Raw genomic sequence first — 21,599 nt, forward strand, 5'->3', positions numbered from 1 at the left:
GGATTTCTCTGTGCTCACGGGCCCATATTGTGGGGGCGGAACGGCATAGAGCGGGCGGGACCGCGCACGGTAAGTGGGATTGCGCTGAGCTCAAAAAAGTTCCGGAACTTCTCGGAGAGAAATGGATTTGTCAAGACGGGCCGCGTAAATGTGGATAACTCGCGTTAGGGGGGAATGGTGCGGCCAGGCTCTATGTGAATCGCTCCGGTGACGCCGAGGGCGAGGGCGAGGCCGAGGGCGAGGGCGAGATCCGGGAGCACGCTGTCGCGCACCGCCAGCGACGAGCGCTCGCGACCCAATCCTCTGGGGATGACCCGACCCCTGTACATACAGCGACATACAGCGCACGATGGCTCCATGGCGACGCCCCACCCGATGAACCCCATCCGATGAACCGCTCCACGCCCCCGTCGATCCGTGCGACCTCCGCGAACCCCTTCACCCCCGGCTTCGGGCTCACCCCGATGATCCTCGCCGGGCGCGACCTCGCGATCGAGGAGTTCACCGCGGCGCTGGCCGGGAACGTGCCCGAGGCGAGGGCGATCCTCATCTCGGGTGCGCGCGGCTCGGGCAAGACCGTGCTGCTCACCGAGTTCCGGGAGCTGGCCCTCGACGCCGGATGGACGGATCTGCGGCTGCACACCTCCTCGACCTCCCTGGTCGAGGAGCTGCGGGGCCAGGCCATCGCGCACCTGAGGGAGATGGACCCTGACGCAGAGACCTCGCGGCTGACCTCCGCCGGGGCCTTCAACGTCAACGCCTCGCGCGACGTCATCCAGCGCTACGAGGGGGAGGGGGAGGTGCTCTCCACGGTGCTCGACCGACTGGCCCAGCTCACCGATGAGGATGGCGGAGGGCTGCTGATCACCCTCGATGAGCTGCAGTCGGTCGAGCGTGATCAGCTGCATGCCCTCACCCAGCACGTGCAGGACCTCATCGGGTCCGGCCATGCCGTCGCCTTCATCGCTGCCGGGGTGAGGCCGGGGGTCGATGCGCTGCTGGACCATGAGCGCACCACCTTCCTGCGCCGCGCCCACCGGATCGAGGTGGGCAGCGTGGATGTGGGCACCGCGGCGGAGGCGATTCGCATGACCGTCGCCGACACCGCGAAGACGATCACCCCCGAGGCTGCAGTGCTGGCCGGCGAGATCTCGCGGGGGTACCCCTACCTGATCCAGCTCGTCGGCTCGAAGGCCTGGCAGAACAGCGGCGAGGCGGACACGATCGAGATCGAGGACGTGCGCGGCGGGCGCGACGCCGTGGTCGCGGCGATGATCAAGAACGTCCACGGCCCGGCGCTGCGCGGGCTGAGCCCCCGCAAGCGCGAGTACCTCCACGCGATGCTCGCGGACGAGGGGCCCTCCGCCGTCGGCGACATCGCGGCACGGATGGGCATCGACCCGCGCAACCAGTCCACCTACCGCGAGCGCCTCATCGAGGAGGAGCTGATCCGCCCCGCCGGGCGCGGCTTCGTCGAGTTCTCCCTGCCCTACCTCGGCGATGCGCTGCGGCATGAGGCGCGGGAGGGGGTGGGGGCGGATGTCGAACCAGATCGCGGGGTCCGACGCTCTCACCGTGCGCGGCGCAGCCCTCGACGATAGGCGGAGGCGGGCGCCGGGACGGCGTCGGTAGCGTGAAGGGCACCATGAGCACGATCATCAGTAAGTCCCAGCGCCCCGTCCGTACCTACACCACCGGCCCCATCACCAGGGCGCTGCGGTGGTTCGCGGTGCTGTCGACGGTCGGCATCACGGCCTGGCTGCTCGTGCGCTACCCCTCCCTCCCGGACACGGTGGCGACCCATTTCGACGCCCGCGGCGAGGCCGACGACTGGGGGCCGAAGTGGTCGATCCTCGTGCTCGCCGGCGTGATGCTGCTGCTGTCGCTGGGCTTCGCCGCGCTGTCGACGCGGCCGCGGGCCTTCAACTATCCGCTCGAGATCACCACGCGCAACGCCCAGGCCATCTACCGCGAAGGGGAGCGGATGATGGTCTGGACGCTGCTCGCGATGGTGGTGGTCTACCTGGGGATCGCCTGGTCGGTGCTGGAGACCGGTGGGGCGCCGCTGATCGCCGCGGGGCTTGCGGTGATGGTCGCGGCGGTTGTCGTCGGGGTGATCCGCCTGGTCCGCGCCGGGCGCTGAATCGGCGCCGTCAGAGCCGTGCGAGCGCGAGGGCGATGTTGTCCGGGGCGCCGGCGGTGAGGGCGAGGTCGACCAGCCGGGCGGAGAGCGCGTCGACGTCGTCGCGGCTGTTCTCCAGCGCCTCCACCAGCGTCTCCGCCAGGGCCGACGGGTCGACGACGGCGTGCAGTCCGTCGGTCGCGACCAGCACCAGATCGCCCGGGGCGAGGCGGCGTACCAGCAGATCTGGCGCGGTGGGAGCGCCCGCGGCCAGCGCCCGGTTCAGCACTGCGCGATCCGGATGCGCGGCGACCTCCTCGGGGGAGAGCCTGCCCGCCTCGACCAGCGAGCGCAGACGGGTGTGATCCTGCGTGACCACGTCGACCTGCTCGCCGCGCACCAGCACCACCCGGGTGTCGCCGAGATGCGCGATGTGGAGCTTCTCGCCGTCGATCAGCGCCGCGGTCAGGGTCGAGCCGGCGTCGCCGTCGGCCGGCACCAGGGCTTCGGCGGCGGCCCAGGCGGTCTCGAGGGCAGCCAGCGGCGCGGCCGACGGATCGGCCTCGAGGGCCGACGAGAGCGCCGCCGCGAACGCGGCGAGGATCTGTGAGGCGAGGCCATCTGCGCTGCCGAGACCATCAGTGCTGCCGAAGCCATCGGCGACGGCGAGTAGGGTGCGGCCGCCCGGCAGCTCACGGACCAGCACGGCGTCCTGCTGAGCGCCTCGGACGAGGCCCTGATGGAGCGCCGAGGCGGTGCGAGGGGTGAGGGTGGAAGTGGTCATGATGTCCTCCGTCGGACGTTCCCCGAGGTCACGGGCGAGTGAGCGGACGGACGCGGCACGGGAGAGGGCGTCGGCCTCCTCCTGCCGCCACCAGGAGCGCAGCTCCGCGGCAGCGGCATCGCTGTCCAGATCGCACAGCACGCCGATGCGCGCGAGCCCCATCCCGAGGCCGCGCAGCGCGGCGATCAGCCGCGCCCGCTCGACCTGGTCACCGCCGTAGGAGCGGTAGCCGGTGAAGGGGTCGACGCGTCGGGGCACGAGCAGTCCCGATTCGGCGTAGAGGCGCAGCGCCTTGGGGCTCAGCCCGCTCGCGGCGGCCAGCTCCCCGATGCTCAGCAGCGTCTCGTCCATGCCATCCTCCGTCATCTCTCGCCCGGTCCCCGGGCTCCGGGTCTCTCCCGGTGAGCACCACGTTCCGGATTGTCCCAGGGGGAGAGTCAAGCGCTGCCGAGAATATTCCGTCGACCAGCACGGATCTGGTGTGGTCTGCTTTCCGCATGCATGTGATGATCCGACCCCTGGACCCCACCTCCGATCTCGAGCTCGACCAGTACCTCGCGCTCGGGAGGGCGCTGGACGAGCACACCTACGGCGGCAGTCAGGCCCTCACCCGGGAGCAGCTGCGGGCGCAGTTCAGCGAGTCGCCGTACTGGATGGTGCGGCGCTGGGTGGCGATCGCCGAGGTGATCGAGGGCGGCGAGCTGCTCGTCGGCCGAGCGAACACCTTCATGCCGCTGCAGGAGAACCTCGAGACCATCTCCGTCGGGGTCTCGGTGCATCCCGCCTTCCGCGGTCAGGGGATCGCGACTGCGCTGGTCGAGGAGGTGCTGCTGCCTGCGATCCGCGAGTCCGGCCGCACCCTGGTCGAGGGCTATGGCGAGGTCCCATCCGAGGGCGACCCCGACAGCCCCGAGGAGCCCGTGAACCGGCTCGCCCGCCGGCTCGGGATCACCCGCAAGAACCTCGCCGTCTGCCGGGCGCTGGCACTGCCGCTCGAGGCCTCCCTGCTGGAGATGCTGCAGGCCGAGGCTGCGGAGAAGATCGGCCAGTACCGGGTCGAGGTGTGGGACGGGGAGATCCCCGAGGAGCACCTCGAGACCTACGGCCTGCTGCTGCGCCAGCTCGAGCTCGATGAACCCGACGAGGACGTCGAGCACGAGGCACCCGAGTACACCCCGGAGCGGATCCGCGAGAGCGAGCGCCGCATGCGCGAGGCGGGGACGCTACGGATCACCGCAGTGGCCATCGCACCCGACGGCAGCTTCGCCGGGAACTCCGAGGTCCACGTGCACACCGCTGCGGACAGCACCCTCGGCTGGCAGGAGAACACCCTGGTGATGCCCGAGCACCGCGGGCACCGGCTGGGCCTCGCGCTCAAGGTCGCCACCCACCGTCAGCTGGGCGAGCGCGCGCCGCAGCTGCGGAGCCTGGTCACCTGGAACTCGCACGTGAATCCCTGGATGATCCAGATCAACGAGAAGCTCGGCTACCGCGCCCTCTATCGGGAGCTGGTGCTGCAGGGGCGTCCCGCGCTCTGAGTCTGAGCCCCGAACCTCCGACACGCCGCGCCGCCTCCCGCTCGGCGGCGGCTGTCGGGCTAGGTTCGGCCGCATGGGAGCGGACGATCGATGAGCGTGCAGGCGAAGCACCGCAGGAGGCCCCGGCGCGAGCGACCGCATCACCAGTTCACGATCGCCATCGCGATCCTGTCGTTGGTGATGGCCGGGGGCATGGTCGCAGGGCTGGTGACCAGCGTCGCGGGGCCCGACGGCGGGACATCGGCCGCAGGCTCCGAGCTGCCGCCCGGCGAACCCTCGAACACCACCCGCCTGACCCACCTGGACAGGATCACCGGGGACATCACCCCGAAGTCCGTGGTCGCGAGCCCGGCCGGCACCGTCATCGCGAACAACATGATGTACAGCCACTCCTCGACGCTCTACGACGCCGAATCCCTCGAGCTCACGAACACCGTGGCCGACACCGTGGATCTCGCCGAGTTCGGGTATCCGGACCGCGCCGGGACGACGGAGGGAGCGCCCGTGGAGGCGGTGTTCTCTCTCGACGGGAAGTACGCCTACGTCTCCCAGTACCGCCTGCGCGGCCCCGGCGAAGGAGCCGCTGCCACCGACGACTGCGCAGGTGGTGAAGAGATCGGGCGCTCCGCAGTGTTCCGCCTCGACATCGCCGCCGGTGAGTGGGACCAGGTGATCGAGGTGGGACGGGTCCCGAAGTTCATCTCCCTCTCCGCCGACGGCAGCACCGCGCTGGTCTCGAACTGGTGCGATGAGACCGTCTCCGTGCTCGACCTCGAGGCGGGGGAGGAGGTCCGGGAGATCCCGGTGGACGCCGCTCCGCGCGGCAGCGTGATCCTGCCGGACAACCGCACCGCCTATGTCACCGCGATGTACGCCGATGAGCTGTACAAGGTCGACCTCGAGACCGGGCAGAGCGAGCTGGTGCTCGAGACCGGGCGCAAGCCCCGCCATCTGGTGCTCTCGCCCGACGCGACGCGCATGTACCTCACCGTCTCCGGCAGCGATGAGCTGCTCGAGCTCGACGCCGCCACCGGCGAGGTGCTGCGCACCGCGCCGACCGGCCGCGAGCCGCGCACTATGGCGATCTCCCCGGACGGCCTCGCGCTGTACGTCGTGAACTACTACGCGAACACCGTCTCCAAGTTCGACACCGCGACCCTGGAGGAGATCCAGAGCGTCGAGGTGGGCAAGAACCCCATCGGCATCACCTACGAGCCCACCCAGCGCCGGGTCTGGGTCGCGAACTACGCCGGTTCGATCGACGTCTTCGACGACACCACCTCCTCTGGCGGCACGCTCGAGCCATGAGGCACGATGGAGCCATGAGCCAGGACCTCGAAGGCATCGTCACCGCGACCCGTGAGATCGACGCACCGGCCAGCGCGATCTTCGCGCTGATCGCCGATCCCTCGCAGCAGCCCCGCTGGGACGGCAACGACAACCTCGCCGAGGCCGCGCCCGGCCAGCGGGTCCATGCCGTGGGCGAGCTCTTCGTGATGACCAATAAGAACGGCGGGGTGCGCGACAACCACATCGTCGCCTTCGCCGAGGGGCGCGAGATCGCCTGGCGCCCGGCACCGCACGGCGAGCAGCCGGCCGGCCACCAGTGGGGCTGGGAGCTCGAGCCGCTCGAGGACGGTCGCACGCGCGTCACCCACACCTACGACTTCACCGCGCTGCCCCCCGAGCAGGAGAAGCGCCTGGCCAAGGCTCGCCTGATGACTGCGGAGAGACTGATGGCCTCGATCGACCGCCTCGTCCGGCTCGCCGAGGAGGGCGGGCAGTCCTGAGCTCGGCACCGGAGGGGCCCGTCGACCCTGAGCCCGTCGACCCGAGGACCCTCGGGCCGGTGATGGCGCCCGACGTCGCGCGCGTCGAATCTGCGATCGAGCAGGCCGCGCGGCGCGGGGACTTCGACAACCTCCCCGGCGCCGGGAAGCCGCTGAACCTGCCGGCCACCCACGATCCGGACTGGTGGATCAACCAGCGCCTGGCCAGCGGCGAGATCGACAGCCAGGCCCTGCTGCCGGTGGTGGTGCTGCTGCGCAAGGAGTTCGAGCAGCGCGCGGAGACACTCGCCGCGCTGACGGACGAGCGCGCGGCCCGCGCCTACGCCGAGGATTTCACCGAGCGGGTCCACCGCGACCGGCGTGAGAACCCCTTCCAGCGGATGCTCGCCCCGGCCTGGGATCCGGACGACGCGGCGCAGCGGTGGCGGGAGCTGCGGGCGGCAGCGCCGACATCGGTGGCGGAGCCGACAGCTCCGCAGGAGTCGGTGGCCGAGCCCCGCCGGCGGCGCTGGTGGCAGCCCCGCCGGCGGCGCTGGTGGCAGCCGCGCCGACGGGGCTGATCGAGACGTAGGAACTGTGCTGTTCCGGGCTCGGTGGCGCACGTTTCCTACGGCTCGGTCAGCGCAGTGCCTGCCCGGCGGCGGCGCACCACTCCTCGGGATCGCTCAGCGCCGTCGGCGCCCCGTTCGCCCGCAGCCAGGTGCACACATTGACGCAGTCACGGCGCAGGAACTCTGTGCCATTCGGGTTCGCGATCAGGTCGATCACCTGCGGGACGTCGATGATCACCGGATCGGGCTCGTTCTGCCGAGAGTCGACGAGGATGTTGTACGGGGAGAGGTCGCCGTGGACCAGGCCCAGGAGGGCGAGATCCAGGACCGCGCCCCGCAGCAGGTGGGCCCAGCGCTCGATCGTGCGTGGATCAGGCGTGGTCTCCTGCAGGCGCGGGGCGGCGACCGTGCCGTGCTCGTCGTCGGTGCCGATGAACTCCATGCACACCTCGGTGCCGACGAGCTGGATCGGGTAGGGCACCGGCAGCCCGGCCTCCCACAGCCGGCAGAGCATGTCGAACTCGGTGCGGGCCCACTGCGCGGCGGCGACCTGCTTGCCGAAGGCGGTGCCCTTGGCCATCGCCCGGGCCTCGCGGGTGTCCTTGGTGCGACGGCCGTCGGTGTAGGCGCTGCCGCGGTGGAAGGTCGAGTGGTCGGAGGAGCGGTACCGCTTGGCGACCATCAGCACTGCCTCGCCGGGAGCACCGCTCAGGAGCTCCTCGGGCAGGGCGCGTTCGAGGAGGAAGGCGTCGGCCTCCTTGCCGGTCTTGAGGATTCCGAGCTCGGTGTCGATCGCCCCGTCGTGCTGGACGACCCAGTCGGGGAAGGGCTGCGGGCCACGGTCGATGGTGCGGGCGGTCTCGGGCCAGGTGGACCAGCGCTGATCCTCGTCGAGCTCGGCGATGGTGGCGGTGAACATGGCGTGGGCGAAGAAGGCGTCCTGGTCGAAGGACGTGGCCATAGGGGTCTCCTGAGGGAGGACCTGCGAGATGCTCAGCAGGTCGTGGCGGAAGGGAGGACTGCAGGGGTCAGCACGGTGACAACCATCAGCTCCTCCTTCCCTCAGGGCTCCACGCGGAACCGGGGACAGCGTATGACGGGACGTCGGCGGAGTGCGAGCGAATATTCGGCAAGCGAGGAAAAGGCGTGGTGACCAGTGGATTGGGGAAAACTCTCGTCGCCCGGAGAGAGGGCAGGGTGCCGAGGAGGAACCGCCTCCGCGCGCGACGGTCACGCTGGCGCCGCTGACCATCTCCGAGGCCCTGCTGCCCACGGTGCCCGTAAGAGCCGGGACCTGGACCGCGACGCTCCTGCCTGACGGCGAGGGCCGCTTCCCCGGGGTCCATCTCGCCGAGGACGGCGAGGACGTGGTGGTGCTCGCCATCGAGCAGGACGTGCCCCGGGGATACCGAATCGTCGGGGCCAGGTCAGAAGTGCTCAGGGCCGGGGAGTGAATCGAGGGGCAGCCGTCGGCCGTCACAGTCATGATGCGATTCACCAGAAGCTGTCCCGATCGCCGGACGAATGTGGTCAGATTTCAGGATGACCGCCTCGCGCTCCACGCTCCGCACCGTCCCGCCCCGCACCGTCCCGCTCCGCCCCGCTCGCCGCTCCGTGCTGCTCTCCGGCGCTCTCCTGGTGCCGCTCGGACTGGCAGGATGCGACCCGGAGCGGGACGGTCCTCCCGAGGAGCTGTCCGCGCCCACCCTGAACTTCGAGCCGATGACGAGCGACGAGAAGCTCCTGCCCGAGCAGCCCATGCTCGAGGACTCCTGGAACATCTCGCCGACGGACGAACACCCTCTGGCGGTGCTCGTGAGCCGGACTCTCGCCCAGGAGCGGGATCTCTTCGTGATCACGCGCGAGCAGCCGAGAGGCATCGCGGTCCCGATCGATCCGGCGACGACGGGGCTCGCCGTCGACCGCCACGCGGCCACGGTCGGAGTCCTCGCCTCGACCGTCGTGGACGCCGAGCATCGGCAGCAGCTGTGGAGCTCCGCGGACCTCGCCGACTGGACAGCGGTCGAGGTCACCGGCATCGACCGGGAGATCGCGGCCTTCGGCGGCGGGATCGTGGCCTCCGCCGTCAACGGGCGCACCGTCGCCGTCTGGGAGCTGCCCGCCGACGGCACGGCTGCCGCTCTCACCGCACTGGAGGTGCCCGAGGGTGTTGAGTGGGAGGTGCTGGACGTCGCACGGAACAACGCGGCGATCGTGCTGCTGGTGACCGCGAGGGACGCCGCCGGCACGGAGGCGCCCGCGATCCTGGCCTCTCAGGACTCCGGCGCCACCTGGGCAGAGCCTCAGGTGCTTCCCGACGACGGGAAGGACGCCGTCGCCATGTCGGTCTCTCCCCTCGGCGAGGGCTTCGTGGTGATCGGGAGCCACGAGCCGGCATCGGATGACGGCGCGTATATGAGACCGACGGCCTGGGTGAGCCCCGACGGCACCTCCTTCACGCAGGAGGAGATCCCATTACCGGCGTTCGGCCTGGACGGATGGACGAGGAGCGGCGAGAAGATCCCCGTGGACGATCCCATCGACTGGGGGTCATTCGGTGCGTCCCCGGCGGTGGTCGACGCGAAGACCGGGACTGTCCATTTCGCGGCCATCCTCGAAGACGACTGCCGCTGCGCGACCCGGTCCGCTGAGGGGACGTGGACGGTCTCAGACATGGGCGACTTCGTCGGGCACACCCTCACCCACGGCGCGGCGACCCCCGACAGCCAGATCCTGCTGGGTGAGACGAGCACCTACGCCCGTGAGGGCGGTGGCGGATCCCTCGCACTGGGGCTGCCCTTCACAATCGGTCGGAATTACATCCGACTGATACACGATGTGCACAACGGTATCGATGCCGTGATCCAGGGCTACCGGAGCTTCGTCGACAAGTCGAGCACACATAGCTCGACCTCCGTCGCCAGCAACCTCGGAGTGAGCATCCGCGATGGCGGATTCGTCCTCGCCGAGGACTTCCCCCAGCAGGTGGAGGAATGGGACTGGGGCCGGGTCCATCGGCTGCCGGACGGGGTGGAGATCCTGTCCGGCCGGGAAGAGGACGAGGACGGCAACGGACAACTCCTCTCCCTGGCCCGGGGCGACGGCGAGTGGGTCGACACCGAAGGGCTCGAGATCCCCGGGCTCTACATGCTGGGAAGCACCTCCATCGTCGGCGAGACCAGCTACTTGTCCGGTGCTGGCACCATCGCGGACCAGGACGGATCAGCCCTGGGCGGGATCAAGGTCCTCTCCTCCTCGGACGGGCTCACCTGGGAACAGGTCGGATCGGGCCCCGACTCGCCTTCGGAGGATCCCGCCTTCGGCGGAGGTGGATACATCACGACCGTCACCTCTGTCGACGGAGTGCTCATCGGCCTGGGGACGGCAGTGGCCGAGCACGGTCTGAATCGTGCCGCGACATTCGTCCTCACGGTCGGTGTCTGGACGCCGCGGGTGATCGAAGACATCCCGCCGGGCCTCAACTTCGGCTTCCCCTACCCGGTCGGGGACGCCGTGCATGTGTTAGCGGCAGGCTATGACAGGGTGTATCACGGTGTCCTCGCTGCGGACGGGAGCTGCACACGGACCTACCTGTCCTCGGACCAGGAACAGCGCGATATGCTCACCGACCTCGGCGGCGGGGCGCTGCTCGCCTCCGGGTGGAGCCGGACCGCCTCGGCCTTCGGGGCGTGCGTGTGGGCGAGCCGAGACGGCGGCGAGACGTGGGCGGCGACGGTGCTCCCCGAGCATGAGGGCCGGTTCCCCCGCGTCGACCTCGCCCGAGACGGGGAGGACGTCGTGGTCATCGCGGAGCATGACGATGCTCCAGTGGGCTTCAAGATCATCGGTGCGCAGAAGGCCGTCCTGCCGGACACAGGATCTGAAGGGTGACCCACGCGAGGAAGACCGCCGGATGCCTGGCGACGCTGCTCGGCGGAGCGGGGATCCTGCACCTGGCCCGGCCCGAGCCTTTCGACAGCATCGTCCCACCGGCGCTGCCCGGCCCGGCGCGGACCTACACCTACGCCTCCGGGGTGGCGGAGCTCGGCATCGCCGGGCTGCTCGCCGTGCCGCGCACCCGACGGCTGGGCGGGATCGCCGCAGCGGCGCTGTTCGTCGCGGTGTTCCCCGCGAACCTGCAGATGGCCTACGACTGGCGCCACGCCCGGCCCCGGAAGCGCGCGATCGCGTGGGGGCGCCTGCCGCTGCAGGCGGTGCTCATCGCGCAGGCGCGGCACGTGGCGCGATGACGGCACCTGTGCCCGCAGCCATCCTCGATGATCTCGAGCGCTGCCGGGTCCAGCGGCGCACTCTCGCGATCCTCATCGCGGGACAGATCGTCTCCGGCCTCGGCGTCGGTGCGGCGTTCAGCATGGGCGCGCTGCTGGTCGCCGCGGTGACCGGCAGCGAGGCCTGGTCCGGGATGGCCGCGACCATGAACACCCTCGGTGCCGCGGTCTTCGCGATCCCGCTCGCGATGCTCGCACGCCGTCGCGGCCGACGGGTTTCGCTGACCACGGGCGCCCTGTTCGCCGCGCTCGGCGCCCTCGCAGTCACCGTCGCCGCGGCGCTCGACAGCCCGGCCCTGCTGCTGCCCAGCATGGCCGTGATGGGCATCGGCTCCGCCCTGAACTTCCAGTCGCGCTTCGCCGCGACCGACCTCGCGACCGAGGCGACCCGCGGCCGGGACCTGTCCCTCGTGGTCTGGTCCACGACCCTCGGCGCGGTGATCGGCCCGAACCTCGCCGAGCCCAGCGACGCCCTCGGCATCGCCCTCGGGCTGCCTGCGCTCAGCGGAGGGTTCGTCATCGCCGCTGCAGCTCAGCTGGCGGGTGCGCTGCTGTATGCGATCGCGCTGCGGCCGGATCCGCTGCTGCTGGCGCTCGGCCCGCACCGAGTGGTGCCCGCCGGGCCGGAGCGTCGGGCGGCGCGCGGTCTCGCGATTCTGCGCGCCAACCCGACCGCCCGCAGCGCCGTGCTCGCCGTCGCCCTCGGTCACGCCGTGATGGTGGCACTGATGGGGATGACGCCGATCCACCTCATGGGCCACGGCGGGTCCCTGTCGATCGTCGGCATCACGATCAGCCTCCACGTCGCGGGGATGTTCGGGCTCTCGCACGTGTTCGGGATCCTCACCGACAAGATCGGCGGGCGTGCCGTGATCCTCGGCGGTCAGGCCATGCTCGCCGCCGCGATGCTCATCGCGGCGGTCGGCGCGGAGAGCAACGCGCTGGTCGCGGTCGCGCTCACACTGCTGGGCCTCGGCTGGTCCGCGTCGAACGTGGCCGGGTCGACCCTGGTCAGCGGCGCCGTCCCCACTGCGCAGCGCCCGGCCGTGCAGGGCACCTCGGACCTGCTGATGAACCTTGCCGGGGCGACCGGCGGCGCGCTCGCCGGGCTGATCCTCGCCGGGATCGGATTCTCGGGCCTGGCACTGGTCCTGCTGGTGCCGGTGGTGATCGTGACCGCGGACCAGCTGCGGAGGCGCCGCTGAGCGAAGGGCTCAGGCGCCGGCGGCCTGCTGGGCGCCCATGACGGCGGAGGTGCCCAGGTCGCTCTTGGGCAGCGGCTGCTGAGCGGAGAGCGCCTCGGTCCAGGCCTCGGTGGTCACGACCGCGGCCAGGTTCGAGTTCAGCACCGCCATGATCGTGCGGTGCACCGTCTCGGCGGAGGCGAAGCCCGCGTCGTTGGCGATATTGATCGCGCTGGTGGCGTCGGACAGCACCTCGGTGGTGAACCCGAGGCCCTCGCCCTCCACGGCGGAGGCGAGGATGCAGTTGTTGGTCATGTAGCCGACCAGGGTGACAGTGTCGACCTACTGCTGGCCGCCGCGATGCTGATCGGGCAGTGATCGCGCGGAGGTGACCTCCCGGCGGTTCAGAGTTGGGACTCGAGCCGCCCTGCCACGATCGTCGCGAGCACCGTGGTCTCCTGCAACAGCTCGGAGGCCTCTCGAGCGGCGGCGTCGACCATCAGCCCGTCGGCGCCGAGTGGGACGTCGGCGAAGGGTGAGTGCTCGAGCAGCACGATGTCTCCTGGGCCGCCCACCTGCAGGGACGTGATCTCGTCGGTGGAGGCGGCGAGGGCCTCGCGGGGCTGCAGCTGCTGGCCGGGATGCCAGCCCGGGCGCTCGTCTGCGCTGCGGTGCACGGCGGCGGCCATCGCGAGCCAGGGATCCAGCGGTGCGACGGGCGCATCGGAGCCGAGGGCGAGCGGCACTCCGGCGTCCAGCAGGTCCCGCAGCCGGAAGGCCTGGGTGCCGTGCCCGGGCCAGATCGCCTCGGTCGCGTCCCGGTCGTCCAGCAGATGCGCGGGCTGGACGGAGGCGATTACGCCTAGCGCGGCCATCGCGTCGATGTCGTCATCGGTGAGCATCTGCGCATGTTCGATCCGGGCGCGCTCGACGCCGACGCTCCTGATCGCATCGAGCGCGACCTGCGCGGCGGCGTCCCCGATCGCATGGACCGCGGCGGCTAGACCCTGCGACGTCGCCCTGGTCAGCACCTCGCGGAGCGCCTCGGGGCCGACGCTGAGGACACCGCGCCCCGCATAGCCGTGGCCGTCGGTGTAGGCGTCACGGGTGTAGGCCGAATGCGAGCCGAGGGCACCATCCACGATCACCTTGAGCGGCCCCATCGTCACCAGGCCCAGTTCATCGAGCACCGTGCCCGTCGGGCCGGGTGCCGCAGCGAGCTCCTCGGGGTAGACGGCAGTGCGGATCCGCATCCGGGCTGCGCGGTGCAGCCATTCCTCCCACGGCCGGCCCCACTCCATGTCCGTCATGCCCACCACGCCGCGCTGCAGGGCTTGACGCTGCAGCATCGCCGCGCCCGTGGCCACCGACTCGGCGACCCCTGGCAGCTCGGGCAGGCGCGGGGCGATCACGAACCACTCCTCCTCCGCGACGATCCCGTCCCGCGGCGGCATCCCCAGGGCACGCAGCGCGGCGGAGTTCAGCCAGGCATGGTGCGCATCCCCGCCGATCAGCACGGTCGGCACCGCGCCGGTGGCCTCATCGAGCGCCGGCACCGTCGGCTGCACCGCGAAGTCCACCAGGCGGTGCCCGAAGCCGATCAGCGCCTGCGCGGGATCGAGGGCGGAGTCACGACGTGCGGCGAGCTCGGCCCGCACCAGTTCGAGGATCACGCCCACGCTGCCCGCCCCGGAGGTGTCCAGGCGGGCATGGGCCTGGGCGAGCTGGCCGGAATGGACATGCTGGTCCCACAGGCCGGGGATCGCGAGGGCGCCGGCGGCCTCGTGGATCTCCTCGCCGGGAGCAGCTCGGAGGTCGGTGGCGAGCTCGGTGATCACCCCGTCGCGAAGCCGCAGGTCCACCGGGCGGGCCGGCGCCTCTCCCGTGGCGGCGTTGAAGGGCCGCACCTGTCTGATCAGCACCGATCCAGACTAGCCGCACGAGGTCATGACGACTGTCATGGCCCGGTCATGACCGCGGGGACTGGGGCGGGGGCCGCCGCTGCGGAAGCCTGGAGCCATGACCACGACCACCGCCTCCGCCACGGCTGCCGAACCCGCCTCCACCACCCCCGCCGCTGCCGCCACCGCTGCGATCAGCCTGCGCGGGCTCACCAAGCACTACGGGAGCGTCCGCGCTCTCGACGGCCTCGACCTCGAGATCCAACCCGGGGAGATCGTCGCCCTGCTGGGCCCCAACGGCGCCGGCAAGTCCACGGCGATGGAGATGATGGTCGGCCTCGCCACGCCCGACGCCGGCACCGTGGGCGTGCTCGGCACCGAACCCGCGACCGCCACCCGCACCGGACTGATCGGCACCATGCTCCAGGCCGGCGCGCTGCTGCCCGACCAGTCCGTCCGCTCGATGCTGCGGATGCTCCACTCCCTGCAGGCCCACCCGATGCCCATGGCCGAGGTGATCGCCCAGGCCGACATCCAAGACCTGGTGAAGCGCAAGATGGGGGCGCTTTCCGGCGGGCAGGCTCAGCGGGTCCGCTTCGCGATCGCCCTGCTCGGCGACCCGCAGGTGCTGCTGCTGGACGAACCGACCGTCGGGATGGACGTCGGCGCTCGCCGCGCCTTCTGGGACCAGATGCGGGACGTCGCCGCGACCGGTCGCACCGTCGTCTTCGCCACCCACCACCTCGACGAGGCCGAGCGCGAGGCTCGCCGCGTGATCGTCATGGACCGCGGCCGGGTGGTCGCCGACGGCACCGGCGCCGAGATCAGCGCCGTCGTCGCAGGCCGGGTGATCACCCTGCGCGGTGCGGAGCCCGCACAGATCGCCGCACTGCCCGGCGTGCAGAGTGCCGCGGCCGACGAGACCGACCCGCGCCGCGTGCGCGCCGTCTGCTCCGACTCCGATGCCGCGCTCGCCGCGCTGTTCACCGGGCCTCTCGCCGCCGACGTCCACGAGGTCCTGGTCTCTGCCCCCGGGCTCGAAGAAGCATTCCTGCGCATCACCGACCACGAGGGGGACGAGCGATGAGCCACCCCGCCGCCACGTCGGCCGCCCGAACCACCACCGATCAACGGAGCTCCGCCATGACCTCGCCGACCGTCGCCACCACGCTCACCTCCACCACTGCCACCACTGCCACCACCACCACATACGTTCCCCCGCCGCGCACCTCGGCGGCCCCGTCGGCTGTGACCCGCACCGCGCGCTATGCGCTGCACACCACCCGGATGACCGTCACCAACGTCATGTTCATGGTGTTCACGATTGCGATGCCGGTGGGGATGTACCTGCTGTTCGGGATGATGTTCGGCGACCAGGCCGAGGGCACCGTCCGCGGCATGATCATGGTCAACATGGCGGCCTACGGCGGGCTCGGCGCTGCCGTCACCGCCGGCACCCAGATCCAGGAGGACCAGCGCAACGGCTTCCTGCGCCAGCTGATCGTCGCAGGGCTGTCCCCGCGCTCGTTCCTGGCAGGCTCGGTGATGGCCGCGAGCGCCGTCATCGTCCCTGCTCTCCTCGCCGTGGGGGCGACGGGGCTGGCCACCGGTGTCGAGGTGGGTCCCACGAACTTCCTCGCCACCATCGTGATGCTGTGGCTGGGACTGCTGCCCACCATCCTCATCGGCCTCGTGCTGGGCATGGTCCTCAAGGGCGGTGCCGCGATGGCCGGAGGCATCGTCACCATGATGGCGATGGCGATCTTCGGCGGGCTGTGGATGCCGCTGGAGACATTCCCGAGCTGGATGCAGCAGATCGGGCAGTCCATACCCACCTACTGGATCTCGCGGCTCGGGCAATGGTCGATGTACGGCGGGGAGCTGCCGGTGACCGGCCTGCTCGTGATCGGCGCCTGGACCCTGGTGCTCGGCGTGCTGTGCGCGATCAGCCTGCGCCGCGCCGTGGGACTGAAGCGTCGCTGACACAATGAGCACCATGGGAACCACCGAGGCACCGACGTGGGGAGCCTGGGCGCGCGGCTCCGAGGAGGAGGCCGACGCCCGACCCCTCACCCCGCGCGCGATCCACCGGGCCGCCGTCGAGTCCGGAGGCCTCGCCTTCGCTCTCCCGCCGGTGCTGTTCATCCTGATCCCGATCTCGGTCGCCTGGTGGCAGGACCCCGGCCCCGGGGCTGTCGCGGTCACGCTGCTGCTGCCGCTCTACGCGCTGCTGTTCGTCTACGCCACCGGCATCGGCCTGTACCCGCCGCGGGTGCGGCTGGGCTGGTTCGCGGTGTGCACCGCCCTGCTGCTGCTCCTGATCCCCGCGCTGGGTGCGAATGTGCTGTTCATGGTGATGTTCCAGGCCATGACCCATGTGCTGCTGCTGCCCTGGCGCTGGGCCGTGCCCACGATGCTGCTGATGAGCCTCGGCGTGGTCGTGCTCGCCGTGGTGTTCGAGGTGTACATCGCGGCGGGGCTCGCAGTGATGGGCACCGTGATGGCGTGGGGCATCGGGTACGGGGTGCGCCAACAGATCCTCCAGGAGCAGCTCGAGGCCGCCCAGCACCGCAATGCCGTGCTCGCCGTCGCTGCGGAGCGTGAACGGATCGGCCGTGACCTGCACGATCTGGTGGGTCACTCGCTGACCTCGCTCACCATCTCTGCGCAGCTCGCCCGCAGGCTCCTGGACTCCGATCCCGAGGCGGCGCGCGAGCAGCTCGTCCACATCGAGACCACGGTGCGCCAGGCCCTCGCCGATGTCCGTGCCACGGCCTCCGGCATGCAGCATGTGCGCGCCGCGACCGAGATCGCCTCGGCCCGCACCGTGCTGTCCACGGTCGGCATCCAGGCCGAGGTCCCCACCGCCCTGCCGCCGCTGCACGACGACCTCGCTGAGCTGTTCGGCTATGTGATCCGCGAAGGGGTCACCAACATCGTGCGCCACTCCCGCGCCACCCGGGCCGAGATCAGCGTCGGCGAGGACTCCGTGAGCATCGAGGATGACGGCGTCGGCATCCCTCAGGGAGCGGACCGCTCCGGGCTGCGCGGCCTCGAGGCACGGGTCGCGCTCGCCGGCGGGCACCTCGAGGTTCGCTCCTCCGAGACCGGGACCCGCCTCACCGCAGTGATGGGAGCGGCGGCATGATCCGCCTGGTGGTCGCCGACGATCAGGCGATCCTGCGCTCGGGCCTGGTCGCGCTGCTGCGCCTGGAGAGCGACCTCGAGGTGGTCGGTGAGGCGGCCGACGGGGCGGGCGCCCTCGCCGCGGTGGCCGAGCATCGCCCCGATGTGCTGCTGCTGGACGTGCAGATGCCCGCCGGTGTCACGGCCGAGGGTGCGGAGGGCCCTGCAGATGGGATCGAGGTCGCCGAGGCTCTGCGGGGGAGCGACGGCGCGCCGCGGATCATCGTGCTGACCACCTTCGGCCGCGCCGGCTACCTGCGCCGCACCATGGAGGCCGGAGCACACGGCTTCATGGTCAAGGACACTCCCGTCGAGCAGCTCGTCGACGCGGTGCGCCGCGTGGACCAGGGGCTGCGGGTGGTGGACCCCGAGCTCGCCGCGCAGTCCCTCGCCGTCGGTGCGAGCCCGCTGACCGCCAAGGAGACCGAGGTGCTCCAGGCCGTGGCCGCGGGCGGCACCACCGCGTCGATCGCGCGGAGCCTCTTCCTCTCCGAGGGCACCGTGCGCAACCACCTCTCCGCCGTGATCGGGAAGCTCGGGATCACCAACCGAGCCGAAGCCGTGAGGACCGCCTCGGACAACGGCTGGATCTGACCCCTGCCCAGCCGGCCCGCGTAGTCTGCCGAGGTGCACACGCTCGAATCCCTGTTCGGCCTGCTGATCCAGATCAGCGTGCCGATCTTCGCGATCGCCTCCATGCTGTCGATGGGCCTGCGCACCCCGCTGCGCGCCTTCCGCAGCCAGCTGCGGGACCGCCGCACGGTCTTCGCGGTGCTCGGCGCGAACTTCGTGGTGGTCCCCGCCGTGGGCACCCTGCTGATCTGGCTGTTGAAGGACCTGCTCCCGCATCAGACCGGGGAGGGCTTCATCATCGCTCTCTGCGCCGCCGGCGCCCCCTTCGTGCTGCAGCTCGGCGCGATGGCCCGCATCCCCTATGGCGAGACCGCCGGCCCGATGGCGGTGCTGCTGCTCGGCTCGATCCTGTTCATGCCGCTGGTGGTGCCCTTCCTGCTCCAGGACGTGACCGTGCACGGCTGGGCGGTGGCGCAGCTGCTGCTGGGCACGATGCTCTCGCCGATGATCGCGGGCATCGTCATCGCGGCCGTCTGGCCGGGGTGGGCCGACCGGTTCGCCCGCACCGCCGGCAGCGTCGCCGCGATCTCCGCGGTGCTGATGTTCCTCTCCGGCTTCGGAGCCAACAGCCATCTGGTGCTGGACCTGATCCTGTCACCGGTGCTGCTGGTCGCGGCGGGCCTGGTGGCGCTCGCCTTCGTCACCGGCCGCATCGCCGGAGATCTCGCGGGCGACACCCTGACCGTCCATGACGGACCCGCGATCCTCACCTCCCAGCGCAATATCGCCGCCGCCCTGCTGGTGGCCCGCACCGGCGCCGAAGGGTCCGACGGCGACGGCTCGATCGTGGTCGCGATCCTGCTGCTCAGCGCCGTCGGCTTCGTGATGCTGGTGCCCTACGCGCTGGCAAGCGGCGTGCTGCGACGACGGCGAGCGGGGGAGAGGACCTCCCTCGGCGTGCTGCTGGGCGTGGTGGGCCCGAAATCGGACTGAGCCTGAGCGGTCACGTACTCCTCGGTATCCCCTCTGAGCTGTCGCCTGGGAGAGGTCGCAGCGACAGCTCAGAGGGGATACCTGCGAGGAAGGGGAGAGCAGAAGCACGTGGTCAGCGCTCGGGACCCCGCCTAGGCTGACCGGGTGACATCCCTGCTGCGCATCGTCCGCTTCACCCGTGCTCTCGCCCCGCTGTACATCGCGATCATCGCCTGCTCCGTGCTCACCGCGGTCGCGGGCCTCGCGGTCCCCTTCCTGATCGGTCACGCGACCGACACCGTCGCGGGCGCCGTGGGCGGGCAGGGCGCGACCGGCACCGCCGTGCGCACCGTCATCCTCATCGCCGTGGCGGTGCTGGTGGCCGAGCTGGCCGTCACCGTGATCTCGAACGTCGGCGGCTGGTTCGGCGACGTGATGAGCAACCGGATGCGCACGATCCTCTCGGTGCGCTACTACGACAAGCTGCTCCACCTGCCGCAGCGCTGGTTCGACGGCGAGATCACCGGCACGATCGTGGCGAGGCTGAACCGTTCGATCACCGAGATCACGAACTTCACGAAGATGATGTCGAACTCCTTCGCGTCGATGCTGATCACCACCGCCGCGGTGCTCGCGATCAGCGCCTACTACGCCTGGCCGCTCACGGTGCTGCTGCTGATCGTGTTCCCCGTCTACGTGTGGCTGACCTCGCTGACCTCGGTGAAGTGGCAGCGCCTGGAGGGGGAGAAGAACGAGCAGATCGACATCGCCTCGGGCCGCTTCGCCGAGGTGGTCGGGCAGATCCGGGTGGTGAAGTCCTTCGTGCGCGAGCGCGGGGAGCTCGCGGACTTCTCCCGCCGCTTCCGCTCCACCGACGCCACCACGCGTGCGCAGTCCACGCACTGGCACCGGATGGACGTGATCCGTCGGGCGTTCCTGAACCTCATCTTCTTCGGCATCTACGTGATCATCTTCGTGCGCACCGTCCAGGGGCAGTTCACCCTCGGCGAGATGGTGCTGCTGATCCAGCTGATGGCCATGGCCAAGGCCCCGGTGGAGTCGATGAGCTGGGTGATCGACTCCGCCCAGCGCGCGATCGCCGGCTCCAAGGACTACTTCCGCGTGATGGAGACCCCCGTGGATCCCCGCACCGCCGCGGTGATGGCGGCGCGGCCGACGGATGCTGCGGATGCGGGCCACGCGAGCGGCACCGCCTCCGCCGAGGAGGGGGTCGAGGAGCGAGCCGACGACAGCGCTCCCGCCCCCGTGCTCACCGTCTCCCCGGAGATCGAGTCGGTGCCGGGCGCTCCCGTGGTCGCCTTCCGGGAGGTGTCCTTCGCCTATGAGGACGGCGAGGATGTGCTGCACGAGATCGACTTCGCGGTCGAGCGCGGCGAGAAGATCGCCCTGGTGGGGGAGTCCGGCGGCGGCAAGTCCACCATCGTGAACCTGCTGCTGGGTCTCTACGAGCCGCGCCGGGGCAGCATCGAGGTGGTGGGCCACCCGAGCGCGGACCTGCCGCTGGACCAGCTGCGCTCCCGTATCGGGGTGGTCTTCCAGGACGCCTCCCTGTTCTCCGGCAGCATCCGCGACAACATCTCCTACGGGCGGCCCGAGGCGAGCGAGGAGGAGGTCGTCGACGCGGCCCGTCGCGCGAACGCCGACACCTTCATCCGCCGCTTCCCGGCCGGCTACGAGCAGGTGATCGGGGAGCGCGGGCTCAAGCTCTCCGGCGGGCAGCGCCAGCGGATCGCGGTGGCCCGCGCGATGCTCAAGGACGCCCCCGTGCTCGTGCTCGACGAGGCCACCTCCGCCCTGGACACCAAGGCCGAGATCCAGGTGCAGAAGGGGCTCGAGGAGCTGATGACCGGGCGCACCTCGATGATCATCGCCCACCGCCTCTCCACAATCGCCGGGGTGGATCGGATCATCACCCTGAGCGACGGGCGCATCGACGAGATCGGCTCCCCGGCCGAGCTCGCCGCGAGCGGTGGCATCTACGCCCAGCTGCTGGACCTGCAGAGCTCGGGGAACACGAAGAAGCTCGCGACGTTCGACATCACCGGCTGAGGCGGTTGTCGCTGACCGGTGAGAGGATCGCTTCATGACCTCCCACCCTGCCCCTGTCCGTCCGGACGTTACGGAGACCCAGCTCATCGGAGGCGTGGAGAAGCGCACCATCGAGATCGTCGACTATGACGAGCGCTGGCCCGACTGGTATCTCGCCCACGAGCAGCGGATCCGCGACGCGCTCGCCGGCGCCGGTATCCAGATCGAGCACATCGGGTCGACCTCCGTCCCCGGCCTCGCCGCGAAGCCGATCCTCGACGTCCTGGTCGTGGTCGAGCACATCACCGCCGAGGAGGACCATGCCGAGCCGCTCGTGCGGGCCGGCTACGAACTGCGGGTTCGTGAGCCGGGGCATCGTCTGGTGCGCACTCCGGAACGTGACGTCCATGTCCATCTGCTCGAGCGGGGTGACCCGGGCATCGAGGCGTACCTCCTGCTGCGCGATCGGCTGCGGACCGACGCCGCAGACCGTCAGCTCTACGAGGAGACCAAGCGAGAGCTCGCCACCAGGGTCTGGGAGGACATGAACGACTACGCGGACGCCAAGACCGAGGTGATCGCCGCGATTCTGAGCCGTGCACGCCAGCGCCGTGGGGTCGCTGAGTGAGCACCTGGAACGGCGTGGCGGAGGCATATCGA

The 21,599-nt window shown here is 70.7% G+C and carries 20 protein-coding genes and 1 pseudogene; 17 read left to right on the forward strand and 4 right to left on the reverse strand.

Annotated features, from left to right (window positions below; genetic code table 11):
* Positions 1–389: 389 nt before the first annotated feature.
* Together ACT3SQ_RS13060 and ACT3SQ_RS13065 are read left to right on the forward strand one after the other, a co-directional pair.
* Positions 390–1,601 (forward strand): ATP-binding protein, encoded by a 1,212-nt coding sequence (locus ACT3SQ_RS13060; RefSeq protein ID WP_441445248.1) that lies wholly within the window; start codon positions 390–392, stop codon positions 1,599–1,601.
* A 44-nt stretch (positions 1,602–1,645) separates the two neighbouring features.
* The gene (locus ACT3SQ_RS13065) at positions 1,646–2,143 is read left to right on the forward strand and encodes a DUF1648 domain-containing protein (protein WP_441445249.1); all 498 of its coding nucleotides are present in this window, start codon (positions 1,646–1,648) and stop codon (positions 2,141–2,143) included.
* A 10-nt stretch (positions 2,144–2,153) separates the two neighbouring features.
* Here ACT3SQ_RS13065 and ACT3SQ_RS13070 read toward each other — a convergent pair whose 3' ends face one another.
* Positions 2,154–3,257, reverse strand: coding sequence for a MerR family transcriptional regulator (locus tag ACT3SQ_RS13070; protein WP_441445250.1), 1,104 nt, complete (start codon positions 3,255–3,257; stop codon positions 2,154–2,156).
* A gap of 155 nt (positions 3,258–3,412) precedes the next feature.
* Between ACT3SQ_RS13070 and ACT3SQ_RS13075 the strand changes: the two genes are divergently transcribed.
* The 4 genes from ACT3SQ_RS13075 to ACT3SQ_RS13090 all read left to right on the forward strand — a co-directional run bounded on the left by ACT3SQ_RS13075 (position 3,413) and on the right by ACT3SQ_RS13090 (position 6,794).
* Positions 3,413–4,444, forward strand: coding sequence for a GNAT family N-acetyltransferase (locus tag ACT3SQ_RS13075; protein WP_442332697.1), 1,032 nt, complete (start codon positions 3,413–3,415; stop codon positions 4,442–4,444).
* 90 nt (positions 4,445–4,534) lie between these two features.
* Positions 4,535–5,752: a YncE family protein gene (locus ACT3SQ_RS13080; protein ID WP_441445252.1), complete on the forward strand. Its 1,218-nt coding sequence runs from the start codon at positions 4,535–4,537 to the stop codon at positions 5,750–5,752.
* A 14-nt stretch (positions 5,753–5,766) separates the two neighbouring features.
* A complete protein-coding gene (locus ACT3SQ_RS13085) occupies positions 5,767–6,234 on the forward strand; it encodes an SRPBCC family protein (protein WP_441445253.1) in 468 nt (155 codons plus the stop codon).
* Between the two features lie 62 nt (positions 6,235–6,296).
* Positions 6,297–6,794, forward strand: a complete 498-nt coding sequence (locus tag ACT3SQ_RS13090) for a J-domain-containing protein (RefSeq protein WP_441445254.1) — start codon at positions 6,297–6,299, stop codon at positions 6,792–6,794.
* Between the two features lie 58 nt (positions 6,795–6,852).
* Here the strand turns inward: ACT3SQ_RS13090 and ACT3SQ_RS13095 are convergent, their stop codons facing one another.
* Positions 6,853–7,746 carry a serine protein kinase RIO gene (locus ACT3SQ_RS13095; RefSeq protein ID WP_441445255.1) on the reverse strand — a complete coding sequence of 298 codons (894 nt, stop codon included), beginning with the start codon at positions 7,744–7,746 and terminating at the stop codon, positions 6,853–6,855.
* Between the two features lie 313 nt (positions 7,747–8,059).
* On the opposite strand from ACT3SQ_RS13095, the gene ACT3SQ_RS13100 reads away from it, so the two are divergent.
* The 4 genes from ACT3SQ_RS13100 (at position 8,060) to ACT3SQ_RS13115 (ending at position 12,279) form a co-directional block, all read left to right on the forward strand.
* A complete protein-coding gene (locus tag ACT3SQ_RS13100; protein WP_441445256.1) occupies positions 8,060–8,239 on the forward strand; it encodes a hypothetical protein in 180 nt (59 codons plus the stop codon).
* A gap of 88 nt (positions 8,240–8,327) precedes the next feature.
* Positions 8,328–10,676, forward strand: coding sequence for a hypothetical protein (locus ACT3SQ_RS13105; protein ID WP_444601190.1), 2,349 nt, complete (start codon positions 8,328–8,330; stop codon positions 10,674–10,676).
* Positions 10,673–11,035 (forward strand): DoxX family protein, encoded by a 363-nt coding sequence (locus tag ACT3SQ_RS13110; protein ID WP_441445258.1) that lies wholly within the window; start codon positions 10,673–10,675, stop codon positions 11,033–11,035. The genes ACT3SQ_RS13105 and ACT3SQ_RS13110 overlap by 4 nt, the downstream gene beginning before the upstream one ends.
* Before the next feature lie 8 nt (positions 11,036–11,043).
* Positions 11,044–12,279 (forward strand): MFS transporter, encoded by a 1,236-nt coding sequence (locus ACT3SQ_RS13115; protein ID WP_444601191.1) that lies wholly within the window; start codon positions 11,044–11,046, stop codon positions 12,277–12,279.
* A 9-nt stretch (positions 12,280–12,288) separates the two neighbouring features.
* Here ACT3SQ_RS13115 and ACT3SQ_RS13120 read toward each other — a convergent pair.
* Both ACT3SQ_RS13120 and ACT3SQ_RS13125 read right to left on the reverse strand, forming a co-directional pair.
* Positions 12,289–12,588 (reverse strand): annotated as a pseudogene (locus tag ACT3SQ_RS13120) (cysteine hydrolase); the annotation flags it as partial.
* 74 nt (positions 12,589–12,662) lie between these two features.
* On the reverse strand, positions 12,663–14,180 hold the full coding sequence (locus ACT3SQ_RS13125; protein WP_444601192.1) for an amidohydrolase: 1,518 nt from the start codon (positions 14,178–14,180) through the stop codon (positions 12,663–12,665).
* Positions 14,181–14,277: 97 nt separating this feature from the next.
* Between ACT3SQ_RS13125 and ACT3SQ_RS13130 the strand changes: the two genes are divergently transcribed.
* The 7 genes from ACT3SQ_RS13130 (at position 14,278) to ACT3SQ_RS13160 (ending at position 21,567) form a co-directional block, all read left to right on the forward strand.
* The gene (locus ACT3SQ_RS13130) at positions 14,278–15,246 is read left to right on the forward strand and encodes an ABC transporter ATP-binding protein (RefSeq protein WP_444601193.1); all 969 of its coding nucleotides are present in this window, start codon (positions 14,278–14,280) and stop codon (positions 15,244–15,246) included.
* A gap of 56 nt (positions 15,247–15,302) precedes the next feature.
* On the forward strand, positions 15,303–16,142 hold the full coding sequence (locus tag ACT3SQ_RS13135; RefSeq protein ID WP_444601194.1) for an ABC transporter permease: 840 nt from the start codon (positions 15,303–15,305) through the stop codon (positions 16,140–16,142).
* A gap of 13 nt (positions 16,143–16,155) precedes the next feature.
* Positions 16,156–17,307: a sensor histidine kinase gene (locus tag ACT3SQ_RS13140; RefSeq protein WP_444601195.1), complete on the forward strand. Its 1,152-nt coding sequence runs from the start codon at positions 16,156–16,158 to the stop codon at positions 17,305–17,307.
* Positions 17,304–17,939, forward strand: coding sequence for a response regulator (locus ACT3SQ_RS13145; protein ID WP_444601196.1), 636 nt, complete (start codon positions 17,304–17,306; stop codon positions 17,937–17,939). The genes ACT3SQ_RS13140 and ACT3SQ_RS13145 overlap by 4 nt, the downstream gene beginning before the upstream one ends.
* A 33-nt stretch (positions 17,940–17,972) precedes the next feature.
* A complete protein-coding gene (locus ACT3SQ_RS13150; RefSeq protein WP_444601197.1) occupies positions 17,973–18,911 on the forward strand; it encodes a bile acid:sodium symporter family protein in 939 nt (312 codons plus the stop codon).
* A gap of 144 nt (positions 18,912–19,055) precedes the next feature.
* The gene (locus ACT3SQ_RS13155) at positions 19,056–20,960 is read left to right on the forward strand and encodes an ABC transporter ATP-binding protein (RefSeq protein ID WP_444599605.1); all 1,905 of its coding nucleotides are present in this window, start codon (positions 19,056–19,058) and stop codon (positions 20,958–20,960) included.
* Positions 20,961–20,994: 34 nt separating this feature from the next.
* Complete coding sequence (locus tag ACT3SQ_RS13160) at positions 20,995–21,567, forward strand: GrpB family protein (RefSeq protein WP_444599606.1); 573 nt, start codon at positions 20,995–20,997, stop codon at positions 21,565–21,567.
* Positions 21,568–21,599 lie beyond the last annotated feature (32 nt).

The organism is Brachybacterium sp. AOP42-C2-15, from assembly GCF_052377065.1.
Lineage (GTDB): Bacteria > Actinomycetota > Actinomycetes > Actinomycetales > Dermabacteraceae > Brachybacterium.

Excerpts from the sequence above, each read along its gene's own strand:
- ACT3SQ_RS13090 (WP_441445254.1), top strand. The coding sequence starts at position 6,297 with ATGGCGCCCGACGTCGCGCGCGTCGAATCTGCGATCGAGCAGGCCGCG.
- ACT3SQ_RS13085 (WP_441445253.1), top strand. The coding sequence starts at position 5,767 with ATGAGCCAGGACCTCGAAGGCATCGTCACCGCGACCCGTGAGATCGAC.
- ACT3SQ_RS13160 (WP_444599606.1), top strand. The coding sequence starts at position 20,995 with ATGACCTCCCACCCTGCCCCTGTCCGTCCGGACGTTACGGAGACCCAG.
- ACT3SQ_RS13065 (WP_441445249.1), top strand. The coding sequence starts at position 1,646 with ATGAGCACGATCATCAGTAAGTCCCAGCGCCCCGTCCGTACCTACACC.
- ACT3SQ_RS13135 (WP_444601194.1), top strand. The coding sequence starts at position 15,303 with ATGACCTCGCCGACCGTCGCCACCACGCTCACCTCCACCACTGCCACC.
- ACT3SQ_RS13140 (WP_444601195.1), top strand. The coding sequence starts at position 16,156 with ATGGGAACCACCGAGGCACCGACGTGGGGAGCCTGGGCGCGCGGCTCC.
- ACT3SQ_RS13075 (WP_442332697.1), top strand. The coding sequence starts at position 3,413 with ATGATCCGACCCCTGGACCCCACCTCCGATCTCGAGCTCGACCAGTAC.
- ACT3SQ_RS13105 (WP_444601190.1), top strand. The coding sequence starts at position 8,328 with ATGACCGCCTCGCGCTCCACGCTCCGCACCGTCCCGCCCCGCACCGTC.
- ACT3SQ_RS13145 (WP_444601196.1), top strand. The coding sequence starts at position 17,304 with ATGATCCGCCTGGTGGTCGCCGACGATCAGGCGATCCTGCGCTCGGGC.
- ACT3SQ_RS13080 (WP_441445252.1), top strand. The coding sequence starts at position 4,535 with ATGAGCGTGCAGGCGAAGCACCGCAGGAGGCCCCGGCGCGAGCGACCG.
- ACT3SQ_RS13070 (WP_441445250.1), bottom strand. The coding sequence starts at position 3,257 with ATGGACGAGACGCTGCTGAGCATCGGGGAGCTGGCCGCCGCGAGCGGG.
- ACT3SQ_RS13095 (WP_441445255.1), bottom strand. The coding sequence starts at position 7,746 with ATGGCCACGTCCTTCGACCAGGACGCCTTCTTCGCCCACGCCATGTTC.
- ACT3SQ_RS13060 (WP_441445248.1), top strand. The coding sequence starts at position 390 with ATGAACCGCTCCACGCCCCCGTCGATCCGTGCGACCTCCGCGAACCCC.
- ACT3SQ_RS13130 (WP_444601193.1), top strand. The coding sequence starts at position 14,278 with ATGACCACGACCACCGCCTCCGCCACGGCTGCCGAACCCGCCTCCACC.